General features: G+C 60.9%; 9 protein-coding genes. 2 read left to right on the forward strand and 7 right to left on the reverse strand.

Features of this window, described 5'->3' with window-relative positions:
* Positions 1-127 precede the first annotated feature (127 nt).
* Positions 128-1,477 carry a hypothetical protein gene (locus tag PLJ71_20025; GenBank protein HQM50980.1) on the forward strand — a complete coding sequence of 450 codons (1,350 nt, stop codon included), beginning with the start codon at positions 128-130 and terminating at the stop codon, positions 1,475-1,477.
* A 22-nt stretch (positions 1,478-1,499) separates the two neighbouring features.
* Here PLJ71_20025 and PLJ71_20030 read toward each other — a convergent pair whose 3' ends face one another.
* The 6 genes from PLJ71_20030 to PLJ71_20055 form a co-directional block, all read right to left on the reverse strand.
* Positions 1,500-3,356, reverse strand: a complete 1,857-nt coding sequence (locus PLJ71_20030) for a hypothetical protein (protein HQM50981.1) — start codon at positions 3,354-3,356, stop codon at positions 1,500-1,502.
* 226 nt (positions 3,357-3,582) lie between these two features.
* Positions 3,583-4,143 (reverse strand): DUF6132 family protein, encoded by a 561-nt coding sequence (locus PLJ71_20035; GenBank protein ID HQM50982.1) that lies wholly within the window; start codon positions 4,141-4,143, stop codon positions 3,583-3,585.
* A gap of 445 nt (positions 4,144-4,588) precedes the next feature.
* On the reverse strand, positions 4,589-7,390 hold the full coding sequence (locus PLJ71_20040) for a pitrilysin family protein (protein HQM50983.1): 2,802 nt from the start codon (positions 7,388-7,390) through the stop codon (positions 4,589-4,591).
* A gap of 66 nt (positions 7,391-7,456) precedes the next feature.
* Positions 7,457-8,164, reverse strand: coding sequence for an HAD family phosphatase (locus PLJ71_20045; GenBank protein ID HQM50984.1), 708 nt, complete (start codon positions 8,162-8,164; stop codon positions 7,457-7,459).
* A gap of 1,411 nt (positions 8,165-9,575) precedes the next feature.
* Complete coding sequence (locus PLJ71_20050; protein HQM50985.1) at positions 9,576-10,538, reverse strand: hypothetical protein; 963 nt, start codon at positions 10,536-10,538, stop codon at positions 9,576-9,578.
* Positions 10,539-11,096: 558 nt separating this feature from the next.
* Positions 11,097-12,917: a metallophosphoesterase gene (locus tag PLJ71_20055; GenBank protein ID HQM50986.1), complete on the reverse strand. Its 1,821-nt coding sequence runs from the start codon at positions 12,915-12,917 to the stop codon at positions 11,097-11,099.
* Positions 12,918-13,150: 233 nt separating this feature from the next.
* Here PLJ71_20055 and PLJ71_20060 point away from each other — a divergent pair, with 233 nt between their 5' ends.
* Positions 13,151-15,454, forward strand: coding sequence for a carbohydrate-binding protein (locus PLJ71_20060; protein HQM50987.1), 2,304 nt, complete (start codon positions 13,151-13,153; stop codon positions 15,452-15,454).
* Between the two features lie 156 nt (positions 15,455-15,610).
* Here the strand turns inward: PLJ71_20060 and PLJ71_20065 are convergent, their stop codons facing one another.
* Complete coding sequence (locus tag PLJ71_20065) at positions 15,611-16,351, reverse strand: DNA methyltransferase (GenBank protein HQM50988.1); 741 nt, start codon at positions 16,349-16,351, stop codon at positions 15,611-15,613.
* Positions 16,352-16,562 lie beyond the last annotated feature (211 nt).

The raw sequence follows: 16,562 nt of genomic DNA on the forward strand, positions 1-16,562 counted from the left end.
TGCCTCCCGAGCCCATTCCACCACCGCTATCATAGCATATCCGCTGGGTTAGACATGCGAAAAGATCGCCCTCTGGAATGGGAATTCCAGATGCGCATGCGCTACAATCCGGTCAGGGAGAATGACCATGAATCGTGCACTTGCCTGCCTTCTGATGGTCGCGGGAGTATGGAGGCTTATGGCCGCGGCGGAACCAATTCTCGACCCCAACGACATGACCTATCTGCGGGAGCTTACCGCAGCCGTGATGGACGCCTCGCGCGTCGGCACCGGCGCGAAGGTTGGCAATATCGGGCCCAACGTAACGGGCGGCACGGTGATTCGCCCCGGGGGGCGCGACTGCTACCCCGCGTTCTGGATCCGCGATTACGCCATGTCCCTTGACTGCGGCATGGTCACGCCGGAGGAACAGCGCCACATGCTACTCCTGACGGCCCGGCATCAGCAGGATGAGCGCTGGGACCTTCCAAGCGGAAGCTGCGTTCCACCGGGGTCCATCGCCGACCACATTAGTTTCAGCGATAAACCCATCTTCTACCCCGGCACTCTCGAGGACTTCGAAGGCCAAGGGGGCGAACGCTGGGGGCTCCTCCCCGCGTTGGACGACCATTATTTCTTCGTACTCATGGCCGCCTATTACGTCGAAACCACGGGGGACACAGCCATATTATCCCAGGAAGTGCGCGGGAAGCGCCTCATACAACGGCTTGAAGAGGCCTACGCCATGCCGCCATCCCGGCCGGATACGGGCCTGGTGTATGCCGAACTCCAGAACCGCGGTGTCACCTTCGGATTCGTCGACACGGTGACGCACACTGGCGGCCTCCTGTTCTGCTCGGTGCTGAAATATCAGGCAGCCCGGCAGCTGGCCAACCTTTTGGCCAAGACCGGCGACGGGGCAACGGCCGAAAAATACGAGGCCCGCGCCCGCGTGCTGAAGCAGGCCATCGACGCTGCGTTCCCGGCCGTGGACGGTCTGCTCCGGGCTTCCACGGGCCTGAGCGCGCAACCGGACGTGTGGGGGACTGCCTATGCCGTCTATGTTGGCGCTTTGTCTCCCGAAAAGGAGCGGGCCGCGTGCGAGGCCCTCGCCCGAGCTTACGAATCCGGCACGATTGCATGGCGGAGCAACATACGCCACGTGCGAACCACCGACGACTTCAGCGAAACAACGGTGTGGGAAAAAGCCCTGCCCGCGAAGAACACCTATCAAAACGGCGCCTACTGGGGCACGCCGGTAGGATGGGTCGCATATGCCATCGCCAAAGTGGACCCGACCATCGCGGCGCGACTGGCCGGCGACTACGTTGCCGAACTGCGTGAGGGCGATTTCCGCAAGGGGCCCGGCTTCGGCTCGCCATGGGAATGCATGCATCCTGACGGCAACCACCGCCAGAACCCGGTATATCTCACCAGCGTGTCGTGCCCCCTGGCTGGCTTCATGCGCATCGAGGCCGGGATAGCTCCCCGCCAATGATCGGCGCGCACCTGTTCGCGGGTCATCCCCCGCCGCCGAATGTCAACCGCCACGCGTCGTTCACTACGGGCCAAGTGTTGCCGGCCACGACCCAGAGACTGCCGTTGTAGACGTAACAGGTGGGTTCGTGACGCGGCGTGAAACCGGTCTTGGCCTCCAGTCGGACCCATTCCTTTCCGTCGCGCGTGTGCCAGACGTCGCCGAAATTCTTGCCGTTGACATTATCGAATCCGCCAATGAGCCACAATTCGCCGGCGCACGGTTTCGCGATGGACCACATTCGCGGCATCCACGGCGCGTTCTCAAGCACGCGGTCCCACGCCGCGCCATCCGTCGAGACCCACACGTCGTTGTGCGTAGTGAATTGAGGATAGTTCTTCTCCGGGGGCTCGTTCGCCTCTTGGGTATACCCGCCCATCAGCCACAGCTTCCCGTCGTAGACGGCCACGGCGCTCGCGGCCCGGTTGCCGTACGGAGCGTTTTCCGTGGCGCAGGTCCAGTTGACGCCGTCTGTGGTCCACCACACGTCCGCGCCGCAGCCGAGATGCCACATTTTGCCGCCGTGAACCACCACTTCGCCGTAGCCGCGTACGCCGAATGCAGTCTCTTTGGCTACCTGCGTCCAGTCAATGCCGTCGGTCGAGGCCCACACTGAGCCTTTGATGGCCCACATCTTCCCGTCGTACACCACCATCTCGCTGTAAGCGTCATAGGGCGTCGCGCTGTTGACCAGGGTCCAAGTCGCGCCGTCCGTCGAGACCCAGAGATCTCGCGACAATACGTTGTTGTGGTACCACCCGTTGCTCAGCCACATTTTCCCGTCGTACACCACATCTTCTGCCGTATCGCGGGGGCTGAACGCCGCCTCTTTGGTCACGAGGGTCCACGTGGCGTCCGCAAAGTCCGCGTTTGTCTTTTCAATAGGTTGTTTCATGTAGCGGATCCGATCGTAACGGTAGTTGTATTCCGGGCTGCCGCCGATTTGGCACGCGTAGAAAACCACCAGCCACCGGCTGCCCGCCTGCTCGACAACGGTCGCGGCCGGAACGTGGCACGCGGGCGTATCGGAGTCGGGCGGTATCCACCCGAGCATCTGCCAATTCAGGCCATCGCCGGAGATCGCCTCGGCCAATTGACGCCCCGCCCAGCCCTCTCCATAGCCCGAAGGGTCCGCGAAGGCCCGGTATTTGCCGTCGAGCTTGATGATATCGGGATTCGGCCACTCCGGAATGACCGGACTGTCCCCCGCCCGCAGCACGCGGAACCCACTCTGCATGAACGCGTCTTCCGCGGCCTCGGCATATCCCGTCGCCACGCCGCTGGAGGTCCAGTAATCGAACCAGAGACGCCACCTGCCCCCGTCAAACAGTAGCGAAGGGCGGTGATACATGCCGTGGAGCACGGCGTCCGATTGGGGGTCGCCCGCCTTGCCGATCTCGGGCTCGTAGATAAGCAAGGGTTTCTCGGTCCGCTGCCAGTGGATACCGTCGTCCGACGCTGCGCCCATGACGCACATAAGGTCGCCGTCGCTATCACCCGCGTGCCCAAATAACAGCCCGTCCTCGTCCGGCCCCGTTGACGAATAGGCCATGTAGTACCGGCCGTCCTTGCGCACCACGGAGGGGTCGCCGTTATGCCAGGCGTCATAGGGCTTGTCTCGCGCGGTGATGACCGGGACCCACCGCTTCGGGTCCATGGTTGCGTCCCAGTTCTGGTCACCCGCATACACTTCCCACGAATCGAGGTCCTTTCCTCGCGCATGAAAGATGGCGTCGCATCCCGGGAAACGGGAATTCGAGTCGTCCGCGGCCCACCCCATGAACCACATGCGGAACGGATACGCCGGGTCTTCCACCTGCAGCACCGTGGGGTGGTACATGTTCGTGAATCCCCACAACACGTTCCGCCCGGTGCGTTGCCAACGGGCCGACTGGTCGACGTGCCGCGAATCAGTAGAAGTATTTTGCGCCGACGCCGCCAACAAGACAATGCACACCACGCACGCACCTCGAAAAACCGGTTGCATTCCGCGTCCTCCAGGTATGAGAAAGGCGGGACCCAGGGAGAGGTCCCGCCTTCACATTACCACAAAGCCGGTGGGGAGGTTAGTGAGGGGATGTCAGGGTGGACCGGCTTGCGGTTTGTTCGGGCTGGAGCAATTCCAGCAAGTGCCTGCTGTCGAACGCGCCCACAAAACGGGCTTCCTCGCGCCCGCCGCGGAACACGATCGTCGTGGGGAGGTATTGGACCGCGAACTCTTGCGCCAGATCGGGATTCTCATCCGTGTTGAGGCCCAGAAACATCGCTTCCTGGCCGTGGTCACGGGACATTTCGTTTATGGTGGGTCCGACCTCACGGCACACGCCACACCACGGTGCGTGGAAATAGGCGACCACCGGTTTGGACGACTGGCTCACGCGTTCATTGAACTGTTGCGCGGACGTCACTTCGACGATGCCCGAGTCCGCTTCAATTACCGGTCCCGAAGGCGTCGCGAAGCTGAAGGCGATCAACAAGCCCATCAGCCCGCCATAGAGAGCGCCGCGCCGCGGATTGGCCGTCAAAGGGCATCCGCCGGTCTCGCAGGACCGGGTGCTGCCCAAAACGGCGCCTAGTCCCGCGCCTATCGCCACAGCCGCGCCTATTCTCAGTATGGGTACCAACATATCTTGAACTCCTTTCCGGAGAAACTTGCCACGTTCGCCGGGCCGGATAAGCGCCGGCCAACTAACCAAACCATTATGGAATGCGCCGGAGGACCGGTTTATTCCGCGCAAGGGTAATTTCCCGTATTTGACTACGATCTGTCGTCATTACATACGCGCGTCGACACGCGCCCCTTCCGGTTAGCCGGCCGCTGTTGGCCCTGTTGCCAGCATGAGCGTACGCACATCCCATCTATGAGCGCTCTAGTGTATATCCCGATTGTTCCTCGGGGAGTTCATGAGCAATTCTGGGGCCAACGTTGAGAAACCGAGGATTCATGCATGCAAATTATTATGGGCCAATGGTTTAGGGATAGGCGCACGAGGCAGCCAAGATTTGAGTCACGCGCGGGGGGTGCTCAATATTGCAACGCAGCAATGCGTTGCGTACCGTTTCGCAACGCGTTCATTTAGCGGGGATAACGGGTGCGAACGCTTGCAGACCAGACTCGACCTCTCTGGCATCCCCCACGACAACCACCGTGAGGCGATTGGGGTCGATGTGCTCGCGCGCGACACGCTGGATGTCTTCGGGAGTCACCGTTGCATAGGCTTCGAGGGAACGGGCAAGGTGGTCCGAGGCAAAACCCATGAACTCGAGGTACCACAGGAAGTTTGCCGAATCGACGAACGTTTCGAGCTGCAGCACCGCGCTGCCGATGAGGTGGGACCGCGCCCGCTCGAGTTCTTGGGAAGATGGCGGCGCAGTACGCATGCCATTGAGCACGTCAAGCACCGACTTAAGGGCCTCGGCGGTCTGTTCCGTTTGCGTCGAGACACTGCTGTCGAGGTATCCCGCGCATCTCTGGAAAGTGAACCCTCCGTAGGCCCCATAGGTGCGGCCCTGCTCGCCGCGGAGGGCCATGTTGAGCCGGCTGCCGAACGACCCCCCGTACACCTCGCTGAACACCTTCGCCGCGAAGTAATCGGGGTCATCGGGCGCAAGCGACACCTGGCCGACACGGATCTGGCTCTGGACCGCTCCCGGCACATCGGCGAGGTAGACGCGGGTTGGTTCGGCTTCGGGCGCATCGGGAAGCGTCACCGCTTTGACGTCAGAACCACGCGCCCAATCGCCGAAGGCTTGTTCCGCCCATTGGAATGCCTGGTCAGCGCTGCAGTCGCCGCCCAGGTACAGCACGGCGGCGTCCGGCCGGGCAATCGTCTGCCACCACAGGGCGAGGTCGTCCCGGGACAAGTTGCGGACGTCTTTCGGTCCGCCGGTAGCGGGCCTCGCATAGGGATGGGTCTGGAAGAGGCGGTGGCGCAGTTCGAGGTTGGCGCGGTAAGCAGGGTCGGTCTCAGAATAGCGCAGCATGACTCTTTCCCGCCGCTTGAGCATGCGCAATTCCTTGCGAGGGAAGACGGGGACCATCACCAACTCGGCCAACAGGTCCAAGCAGTCGCTCCTGGTCTCGGTGAGTCCGCTGACAGCGAGCATAGCGCCGTCCATTACGGATACCTCCTGGACCATCAGCGCGTTCTGCTCGATAAGACGGGCGATCTCTTCGGCGGTGTGACTCTCCGTACCCTTGCGCAACGTTTTCAGGGCAAGGCTTGTCGCGCCGGGCCTGGGTTCGGCCCATGGCCCCTCCCGAAAACCCATCGCGGCGAGAAAGAGAGGCGATTCGCTGTCAGGCAACACGACCACCTTCAGGCCGTTAGCCAGGACACGCTCGTGAGACACGATGGCCGGGGCCACGGGCGCCGGAGCATGAACCGGCGGGGTGGCAGGAAACGCGGCGGGCCGTTCCCACATGGCTTTGCACCACGACGTTTCGGCGAACGGCGACGCAGAAAGGTCCTCCGTCGCGCCGGGATTGTAGTCGAACTGTTTGTCGGGCAGCACCGTTACACGCGTACGCCGTTCGGGGACCAAGTACGTAGACGCTACGCGGCGCAAGTCTTCGGCCGTGACGGACTCAACCATGGCGGCTTCGCGGTTCACCCATGCGGGGTCACCGTAGAGAATGGACGCTTCGCCGAACTTCCATGCCCGCTCAGTGACGATAGTGCATCCAGAGACGGCCATGCGCCGGAACCGGAACTTCGCTTTTGCGAGTTCGTCGGGCGTCGGCCCTTCCAGTTGGAAGCGGGTGATGTGATGGTCGAAGGCGCGGAAGATGGCCGAACCGGGCTGCCCAAGCGGGTTGAGCTTGCCCAAGTAGTACCGCACAGGATGCAGCGCCCCTACAAACCCCGCGACGCCGTCTTGTTCGAGACAGAAATCCTGGGTTAGGAGCATCACACAGAGGCTGCGGTCGCGCACGATGTCGCGGTAAATCCGGCTGTCTTCGCCCTGCGCGAGGATCCACAATACCATTCGCAGGGGAATCGCGTCGGGATGCCTGGCGGGCACGGTGCGGAAGATGTAGCCGGCGAGCGGCACGGGGCCAAGCCGTTCAGGGAGCACCAGAGAACGTTCGCCGGCCTGGGCCGGCTCCTCGACGCGAACACGTGGCGGGTCAGGCGCCATGGGGAGCCAGCCGAAAAACCGCTCGGCCGCCGCAAACGCGTCTTCGTGGGTGACGGCGCCGGCAATTACGAGCGTTGCATTGTTCGGCACGTAGTACGTGTCCCAGAACCGGCGGAGGTCACCGGGGGTCGCGGCGCGCAAGTATGCGATCTTGCCGATGGGCAGCCAGCGGTAGGGATGCTGTTGGAAGAGCTCGGCCATGACCCTCTCGGGAAGCGTACCGTAGGGCGTGTTGAGGTTGGCGGTCCGGCGCTCCTCTTCGACGATGTTGCGCTCGGTCTCGAAGGCCTCATCGCGAACATCGAGAAAGGCCATGCGCTCGGCCTCGAGCCATAGCGCAAGGTCCAGCTGTCCTGCCGGAACGGTGTTGACATACGCGGTGTGGTCGAAATAGGTGTAGGCGTTGTTATCGCCGCCGACGGCGTAGATGAGGTCGCCGTGCTGGTAGTCCGCAACCGCGGCGCTGCCGCGAAACATGAGATGCTCGACCAGATGCGCCATTCCCTGTCGCGTCTCGGGTTCATCCTTGGACCCCACGTGGTACCACACCTGGACGGAAACCTTGGGATTCGAGAAATCTTCGTGGGTGACGACAGTAAGGCCGTTTTCGAGGCGCTTCTGAACAAGGTTCCACGTCTGCTCCTCAGCCGCGGCCGAACCCCACAGCGCCAGGCATGATAACGCCGTGAACAATGGTAATAAGGGCGCTTTTCGCAGAACGTTTGACATCATCTCAGGCTAATGCACCATCCCGTCCGTTGATTGTCTTCCCTCGTATGCCCAACCGCGGCGTGCGTCTCACCGTATTGCACCCGAGAGGTAGTCGTCAACCGAGAACTCGCCCAGGTCCGCGAGTACCAGATCCGCCAGTGACACGTCCTGCACAGGCCGATCAGGCCTCGATAGGGCGACGCAGTGCATGCCAGCCGCCTTCGCGGCCTGCACGCCGACCCGCGAATCCTCGAAGACCAGGCACCGGGCAGGAGGGACTTCGAGGCGCTCGGCCGCCATCACGAAACATGTGGGATCGGGTTTCCCAGGCGAATAGTCCTCCGCAGCCAAGAAAAACCGGATATCCTGCCGGATACCCATGGCGTCGATGCCCTCGTTGACGCCGTCCGTGCTTGACCCCGAGACGATGCACACGGGATATTCGCGGGCGAGCTTTCGCAGCAGGTTGATCGAGCTGTGGATGCGGATGTCGCGTCTGTGGCGCAACCGCGTGAAAATCGGGCCGATCGCGGACACGAATTGCGGGTAACCAAGGCCGAATCCGGGAAACCGGCGGCGGATTTCCGCATAGACGTCGCACCACGAAACGCCGTAGACGATATCAATGGCCTCTTCCCGCGGCAATGGGAACCCGGAATCGTTCAGGTGCTTCTCAACCGCCTCGACCCAGAGGATTTCCGAGTCCAGAAGCGTCCCATCCATGTCGAAAATAAAAGCCTTGAGCATTTGACGGCGCGATTCCCGGTGAATGACAGTCCAGTTTGCGGAACTCATTGCGGAGGATCATATAGAACCAAACGGAGGGACAGCAACCCGAACGTGTTCGTGTTTACGAGAAAATTAAACAAGGCATCTGGTCATACAATGGAATATTCCACCTCGTTGATTCTTGGCAAGAAGAAGACGAGGGTCGAAAGGTTTTCAAATTCAAGCTTGTCGCGGTGGAAGGAGAGGAGGACTTTTCTGTCCCAGTTCCGTCCCGCCCAAAATCACGTCGAATCATACCGACGTGGGTCAAGGTGGAAGTGTGGAGACGAGACGGTGGCAAGTGTACCAAATGCGGGTCCGAAGATGACTTGCACTTCGACCACATTATACCATGGTCGAGGGGTGGGTCTTCGGAAACTCCAGATAACATCCAGCTTCTGTGCGGCAAACACAATCTGGAGAAGCACGACCGAATCGAGTGAATGTCAGGCAATCGTCTTAGCTCTTCGAATAGCGCGGTTACGATTTTGTCACTGTTCATAGTGATGACGATTGGGAAAATCGTGCCCTGGCGTCGCCTTGCCACTCCTCAGAATGCCAGCCCGTTTCGGCAGTAACATCCAAGGTGACTTGCGTGTCGGCGTTGTAGGTTCCGCCGACAGGGTTCAGCGATACGTCCCCCCTGGCCTACCACATTCAGGGTCAGCACGTACTGCGGGGGACATCCCGTCGCCAGCAGCAGTATGAACACCACTCCCACGCCGAGCATCAAGAACTTCTTCATGCCATGGCCCCCACGCTGTTTGCCGCAGTTCCATGCTGGAACCAGGTCCCAAACGTGCCAACGGAAACACGTAGCGGAGAATCTTCGCGGAGCTTCGGCACGGAATTCATAGCCGTGGCACAATGTGACCTCGCCCCCGGCACGAAGATAGATGACACGGACGTATGCTGAATTCGCGTGCAGGGGCGTTTCTGCTCAAAAGGGCCTTGGAATGCGCGCCAAGAACCCGCAGCGGAACTCGTAACGGAGTGATACTCTCGGTCTTAGAAAGCCCGAGTACGCGGGAGAAGCGTAGTGAAGGCGTTGGGAGACCAGACTATCAAGCCTCCAGTCTTGATGCTTTGTGACCGGCTGGTGAAGAAGCGGCCTCGGGCGACGGCGAACACGATGAGAGTAAGCGGTATGAGCTGTGCCAGCCCAAGCACTTCCGGGCACGACACTCTATGGCCCGCATCGCCCCATACGTCCTTTTCGGAGAGACGTTGCAAGAACAAGTCATCGCAGCCAACACGATTGGTATGCCATCCAACGCCGTGTCGTCAAGCAGTACTTCGGGAATGCCTTTTTTGAAGAAGGGGCCGCCGGTGAAACCCGGCGAGGGCTTCTCCGGCGGCACGTGTGCAAATCTTCAAACTTCGTCTTACGTTCTCCGCCGCTTCTGCGAACGCGGCAAGAGTCAGCACCGGTCAGGCTTTAACGCACGAACTCCGTGGTGGACACTGGGTAGAATCGGATCTGTAACAGTTTTGTGCCGTCGTTTTGAAGGCTCTGATCCTGGATCACGAGGTCAGCGATGTTGAAGACCCATTCGTTCTCGTAGTAGACGGCAAGCCCGGCCTCGGCCGCATCGGCTAACCAGGCATCCATCTCAGCCTGGTCAATGAAGCCGTTGCCATTGCCGCCATTGGCGATGAGGTCGTACTCGATCGGCACGTCGTACTGGTTGATCACGCCGTCCGGAACGCCCTCGGGTCCGCTCACGTCCAACGACGCATCGCAAACCCAGCCGGACCACAGGAAAAGCCCCGTGATGTCCGTGCCCATGGATCTTCCCTTACCGGTGGTCGTGTCGCTGGCAAAGCGCACAAACTCGGCCTCCGTTGCCTCGTAGACGCCTTGCGTTGTCACCAGTCCCAGAGCCCAGAGGGCATCGTCGCAGTCTGTGTAGCTGCCGAAGTTGGGATCCGGGTTGAGAGGGTCATCGTTGCAGGCTTGGAGGACAGGGTCCGGCACGAGAATGATCGAGCTGGGCTCTCCGTCAGTAGAGCCGTTGCCCGGTTTGGCCACGATTCGCGCAAAGACGTAATACCCTTGCGGGTCGCTCGGCAACTGCACCAGTGCCGGGTCTCCGTCAAATGCTTCTGCGTAGGGGTCCAGAGCAATGAGCTCTGTGACCGACGATCTCTTGTTGGACACATAGCTGATGGTGGACTGGCCGTATTCGCTGATGAATACGGAGCAACCCCCTATCGCCGTCGGATCGGCCACGAAGCCATCCTTCTTGCCATGAATGTTGAGGTTGAAGTGTGCGCCGCTCGGAAAACCGTTGCTCCGGGCGATCACATCCATCGGCTTGGCCGCCAATACGCTCGATACCGACGTTAGCAACGCCGCGGCCACCACTACTCCAAGGCAGACTATCGCAAGCTTCCTCATCTTCTTTCCTCCCCTAATAGAATTGGCGCCATTTCCGCCTCGGCATGCGCGCCGGCCCGCAGAAGCCGGCTGCGGCATCAGTTCAGCCGAGGCAAGTTCCCGGCTCTCCCCGCACGAGCACGTGGGTGTCGGATAGTGTTCTAGTAGCAAAACACGTGCCTCCAGAGAGGAAGACTGCCGGTGCAGGTAAGGTCTGACATTAACTTATTGATTTGGGGGCTCTTACGTTCGGATCGGGAACCATCTCCGGACCCGGTTCAAGTAGTTTATCCGGCCTTTGTGCCGTGTAAAAACCGCGAAAATCAGGCAAAACGTCAGGAATCGGTGGGCTCGTTTGGACGGTGGCTCATGAATAGGGATTCGCGCGGCGCGCAAGAGAGGAGCCTTGTGGAGAGAATGTTCACCCGCGCCAAAGCCACTTGGGCTGGCATGACCGGGGAGGGCACCGGTCCCACAAGGGCGGGCTGGAAGCCCACACTACTGTGACCGGCGAAGGCGCCGGTCCCATAAGGGGCGCAGGCCGGGGCAGACGCGCAGTCTGGTGGTGGGGAGTCGGCGTCATTTTATGAGCACAACCTCGACGCGGGGGCGGCTTCCTTCCGAGCCGCTTTCGGGGACCAGTTGCAGCCAATGCCTTTTCTTCTGGGGTCCCGAAGGGTCAAGGTCGTTCATGAGCATATTGAACCGGAAACTCTTACTGGCGGCGAGCGTCAAAGGCTTCAGGTGAGACTGGGGAAACGCCGCCTCGTAAACGACCTCGGCGCCCGCGCGCGTCACGGCGAGCCGGACGTCGGTATTCACCGTTTCGCCCGACACATCCACGCCCCAGTACAGAAAAACTTCAGGGCCCTTTTCCGTGAGAGTAAGTCCCCAGCTCCAGCCGTCGAGAAACAGTTCGACGTTGTCGGCCGACCATACGATGTCACCGGCGTAGGGTTGATGAAATTCGTTGTCGTGGGTCTTGACCGCCATGTACAGGAAACCGTCATCCCAGAGGAACCCCAGTTGGCTCGAGAGATCGTCCGTGTCCCGGGCATCGAACCCAACGGGATAGACAAGGGGCATCATCTGGGCATTGCCCCACTCGTCGAGCTTGCCATCAATCGCAGGCCGGGCCTTCGCGCGCCGGGCCTCGAGCACTGGCACGAACTTCAGGTCCTGCACCACGTCCACGGCGGGGCCGTGCTGGGTCAGGGCGTACCGGGTACGAAACGAGGGCACGGGGAAACGGGCCCCTTGCGGACCATCTGCCTCCACGTGAAACGCCAGCACGGCAGCGTCTCGGGCAGGCGCCTCATACGCCGCTTCCACCGGCGACACCGTCCACCCCGGCGCTGGTTCCCACGCTATCGAGGACTTCAGAGGGGCATCATGCGGGTTCTTGATGGTGATCTCGATGTCCTGGTTCGCAGGGCTGCCGAGCGGCACGGGCACTTCCCCGGCGGCAATCCATTTGTTGCGGATGTTATAGAGTTCGTCCATACGGTCGCTGGTGACGGAATCCTCGGCAAGGATAGCGCCGGGTCTAATAACGGCCCACGAGAATTGTTCCCCTCGCACGCGCACCAGTAGATAATGGTTGAAATTGCCCTCTTCCGCGGCGCCGCGCATCCCGTAAACCGACGCGCCGCCGCAAATGACGTAACGCACGCCATCGCGGACCCCGCAATCCCGGTAGACGTGCTCGTGTCCCGCGAAAACGGCCCGGACCGGATGCCCGCGAAACAGCGGCGCCACATTGCCCCAATGTTTTTCCCAGCTTGCCTCCGCATCGTCAGGATCGCCGTCATGGGCGAAGTAGGGCTTGTGCAGGAACACGAAGATGTTCTGGGCATCGGTCGAATCGAGCTGTTCTTTCAACCAGGCGGCCTGCTCGTCCGAAATGCGGTCGACCGCGCCGACTTCCTCGCTGTTCAAGAGCACGAACAGGGAATTGCCGCAGCGAAACGAGTAATGGGTTGGCCCGATGCGCTCGAGCCAGATGCGCTCGGTGGCTTCATCGCTGATGTCGTGATTTCCGGGCGATGGCAGGTAGGGCGGCTCACACGCGGCGATGACCTGTTCGAACAGGTCCCATTGCGCCGGTACCCCTTCTGCGGCGCCGCCGAGAACGATGTCGCCCGCCTGCACCACAAAATCCGGTTGCAGGATGTTGAACTCGCGGATGGACTGCTTGAATACCTCGGACTGCTCAAGAGGCTCGAGGGTGTTTGAATCGGCAATGACGACAAAATCGATGGCGTCCGGAGCCGCTGGGGGGTTCTGGCGCAGGCGCTCGAGCGACTCCTCGATCAGGGACTCTTCCGCCCACGATGTCGTGGCCAGGCCTAGGAGGACGAAGAAGACGACGGCCAGCATGTCATTGCGGTTCGCATGCATGGTACCTATCCTTTTGACCGGCGGCGCTGTTAACACCACGCGATGGTTGCGTTATACCGTTACGAGCCCATGCTAAGCGAGACAAGAGCGATCTTCAAGCCCCCGCGCCCGGGCCGTATGGCTATGGGGCGCAGCCTGTATTACAATGGGACAAGGTTCAGCAAGGGCCTGCTTTCCAAGTGAAGGCGGAATCCCTGAAACGGTGGCTCCGAGCGCAAGAGAGGAAACGTCCCATGAATCGTGGCTTTACATTCTCGATTCTCGTTCTGGGTATGGCCTTCGGCGTCGTGTTATTGCCCGTGGCCCACGGAGCGACGGAATACCACGTTTCAGTCAACGGCGACGACGCCAACAATGGAACGGCCTCCAGTATGTTCAAGACCATCTCAGCCGCGGCTCGGGTCGCGCAACCCGGTGACGTGATCACCGTGCACGAAGGGGTGTACCGCGAACGCGTGACGCCCCCCCGCGGCGGGGAGTCGGACACGCAGCGCATCGTCTATCAGGCCGCGCCGGGTGAGCATGTCGAGATCAAGGGCTCGGAGGCCGTCGCAGGCTGGGAGAAGGTTCAGCACGACACCTGGAAGGTGGTCCTGCCAAATACATTCTTCGGCGATTACAATCCCTTTGCCGACCCTGTTCACGGCGACTGGTTCAACCCGAAAGGCCGGGTACACCACACGGGCGCGGTCTATCTTGACGGCCATTGGCTCATCGAAGCGGCCAGCTTGGACGAGGTGCTGGCACCCGCGGGGACCGTTCCGTCCTGGCTGAGCCGCGCGGGCGACGAATACCTGTTGAACGTGGCGTGGCTGCGTCCTCTGAACGGGCCGCCGGATGGCGAGCGCATTCAAGCGACGGGCTTTGCTGCAAAGAACGGCACGCAGAACGCCCCGTGTTCGGAAGGGGGAGAGTGTATCGGCTTCATTCTGGACGGCCACTGGGTCACATATCAGAACGTCGATTTCAAAAACGCCACCGAGCAGCTCGAGATCCGCGCTGCGTCGGCCAGCCGCGGGGGAATCATCGAGCTCCGGCTCGATGCCCAGGACGGACAGTTGCTCGGCGCGTGTTCGGTTCCAAACACGGGCGGTTGGCAGTCATGGGAGAGTTTCACGGCCAAGGTCAGCCCTCTGGGCGGGGTCAAGACCCTGTGCCTGGTGTTCAGGAGCTTCGAGCCGAAACCTGCTCCCGAATCCGTCCAGTTGTGGTACGCCGAGGTGGGCGAAAAAGACACCGAGATCTGGGCGCAGTTCAAAGGAGTGAATCCCAACGAGCGGCTGGTGGAGGTCAACGTGCGGCGGGCTGTCTTCTATCCAGACAAACCGTTCGTGAACTACCTCACCGTGCGAGGCTTCACGATGGAGCAAGCCGCCACACAGTGGGCGCCCCCCACCGCCGAGCAGATCGGGGTGATCGGCACCCATTGGAGCAAAGGGTGGCTCATCGAGAACAACACCATCCGTTACTCGGTCTGCACCGGCCTGACGCTCGGAAAGTACGGCGACCAGTATGACAACACCTCTGCCGATACCGCCGAAGGTTACGTTGAGACCATCCATCGCGCGCTGGAAAACGGATGGAACAAAGAGACTATCGGCAGCCACATGGTCCGCAACAACACCATTTCGCACTGCGAGCAATCGGGCATCGTCGGAAGCCTGGGCGCCATCTTCAGCACCGTTACCGGCAACACGATCCGCGATATCCATGTCCGGCAACTGTTCGGCGGCGCGGAAATGGCGGGGATCAAATTCCACGGGGCGATTGACACGGTGATCAGCAACAATCACATCTACCGGTGTAACCAGGGCATCTGGCTGGACTGGATGGCGCAGGGCACGCGCGTCTCCCGGAACCTGTTTCACGACAATCTGGGCCAGGACCTGTTTGTCGAGGTCAACCACGGGCCGTTCGTTGTGGACAACAACCTGTTCCTGTCGACGACCTCACTACTCTCCGTATCGCAAGGCGGCGCATACGCGCACAACCTGTTTGCGGGCAATTTCCATCTGCTGGGGTTTGATGGCCGCATGACCCCTTTTCACAAAGCCCATTCCACGGAACTAGCGGGCATGCACAACAACCCGCGCGGCGACGACCGCTACTACAACAACCTGTTTGTGCGGTCTCACGGCCTGAACGATTACGACGAAGCGCAGCTCCCCGTGTACATGAACGGCAACGTGTTTCTAAAAGGCGCACGGCCTTCAAGACACGAGAATGCGCCGCTGATCCGCGAAGAGTACGACCCGCAAGCCACCTTGATTGAACGAGCGGATGGCGTGTATCTCGAGAGCGTTTTCGACCCGGCCTGGACCTCCGGGCAGAACCGCCCTCTGGTCACTACGGAACTTCTGGGAACGGCCCAAATCCCCAGCCTGCCGTACGAAAACCGGGACGGCGCCCCGCTGCGTATCGATGCAGACTATTGGGGAAACCCGCGAGACGCCGAGAACCTCTCTCCCGGCCCGTTTGCACGTCTCAGCGAAGGGAAACAGACGCTCAAGGTCTGGCCTGTTGACGTTTCCGAGTAAGCGGACGCCTGTTGCATAAGGCAGGCGCACTTCAAGGTAACAGGGGCTTTCGCCGCGGCGCCGCATTCAGTGGCTATCGAAAAGCTCCCATTTTGCGTGGCTGGCGGGAACACACTCTTTCGTGCGGGGAAACTGACCGTGTGGCGCGAGCGTACACTACGAATTGCGCATGATGAAGAGATAGTTAAACCCGCGCAGGAAGTAGTTGCCCTTTTCGGCTTCGGTGTGGTAATGCCGGCGCATAAGCGTACGGTTACGGCGGGTGACGGCGATGATGTCGACCGGCTCGAAACGTTGGCGCAAGAGGTCAAAGAGTTCGAAGCCGACGGGACAGAACGGCTTGCCCTTGCGGAACGAGTCGGAACAATAGAGCGCCATGCAGCGGTTTGGTTTGAGGATCCGGGCGGCTTCCTTGATCACGACAGCCATGGCGTCGTAGTACTCGGGCCCGGCGGCGTCGAGTTTACCAACGCACCGCGGATCGTCGGAATACTCGATATGCGTCGAGTAAGGGGGATCGATAAAGACAAAGTCCGCCTGACTGTTTCGGACAGGCAGCTTCCGAGCGTCGGCCTCTTGAATATCGTCACGGTACGGGACGATGTCGAATCCAAGCGCGCGCCGGCCCAGCTCCGCGGCCACGTCGAGCGTGGTGCCGCTGCCGCACATAGGGTCGATCACCAAGTCGCCGGGTTTCGTATAGCGCTGCAGCACGTTCCAGATGACGTAGGCAGGGGTCGCGCCTTTGTAGTCTTTATCGCCTTGCGTGCCGGCCCCATATTGCTGGGAGGGAAAGTCCCACAGCGTGGTAGTCTGCACCTTCGGATTGGGTTTCCGATAGACGCCGTGGGTCCCAGCCGAACGGGGCCGCGCGCGGCGGCGGGGCGACTCTTCCATCTCAACCCACCTCTGAACAATATGGCCAACCGCCCATTTCTGTAAACTATTGGCCTAACATGGACTTATGACGACCGGCGCGGGCCTCGAACCTGCGGCCTCTTGCATGTCAAACATCCCGTATGCTCTGCCACTTACAGCCACGAATTGACAATCCAGGCCAATCCCGAGACTTATTACAATCTGAGACTGCCACCATCTGCAAGAAGAA

This window comes from Candidatus Hydrogenedentota bacterium, from assembly GCA_035416745.1.
Classification (GTDB): Bacteria; Hydrogenedentota; Hydrogenedentia; order Hydrogenedentales; family SLHB01; genus UBA2224.

Excerpts from the sequence above, each read along its gene's own strand:
- PLJ71_20025 (HQM50980.1), top strand. The coding sequence starts at position 128 with ATGAATCGTGCACTTGCCTGCCTTCTGATGGTCGCGGGAGTATGGAGG.
- PLJ71_20035 (HQM50982.1), bottom strand. The coding sequence starts at position 4,143 with ATGTTGGTACCCATACTGAGAATAGGCGCGGCTGTGGCGATAGGCGCG.
- PLJ71_20040 (HQM50983.1), bottom strand. The coding sequence starts at position 7,390 with ATGATGTCAAACGTTCTGCGAAAAGCGCCCTTATTACCATTGTTCACG.
- PLJ71_20045 (HQM50984.1), bottom strand. The coding sequence starts at position 8,164 with ATGAGTTCCGCAAACTGGACTGTCATTCACCGGGAATCGCGCCGTCAA.
- PLJ71_20030 (HQM50981.1), bottom strand. The coding sequence starts at position 3,356 with ATGTACCACCCCACGGTGCTGCAGGTGGAAGACCCGGCGTATCCGTTC.
- PLJ71_20065 (HQM50988.1), bottom strand. The coding sequence starts at position 16,351 with ATGGAAGAGTCGCCCCGCCGCCGCGCGCGGCCCCGTTCGGCTGGGACC.
- PLJ71_20060 (HQM50987.1), top strand. The coding sequence starts at position 13,151 with ATGAATCGTGGCTTTACATTCTCGATTCTCGTTCTGGGTATGGCCTTC.
- PLJ71_20055 (HQM50986.1), bottom strand. The coding sequence starts at position 12,917 with ATGCATGCGAACCGCAATGACATGCTGGCCGTCGTCTTCTTCGTCCTC.
- PLJ71_20050 (HQM50985.1), bottom strand. The coding sequence starts at position 10,538 with ATGAGGAAGCTTGCGATAGTCTGCCTTGGAGTAGTGGTGGCCGCGGCG.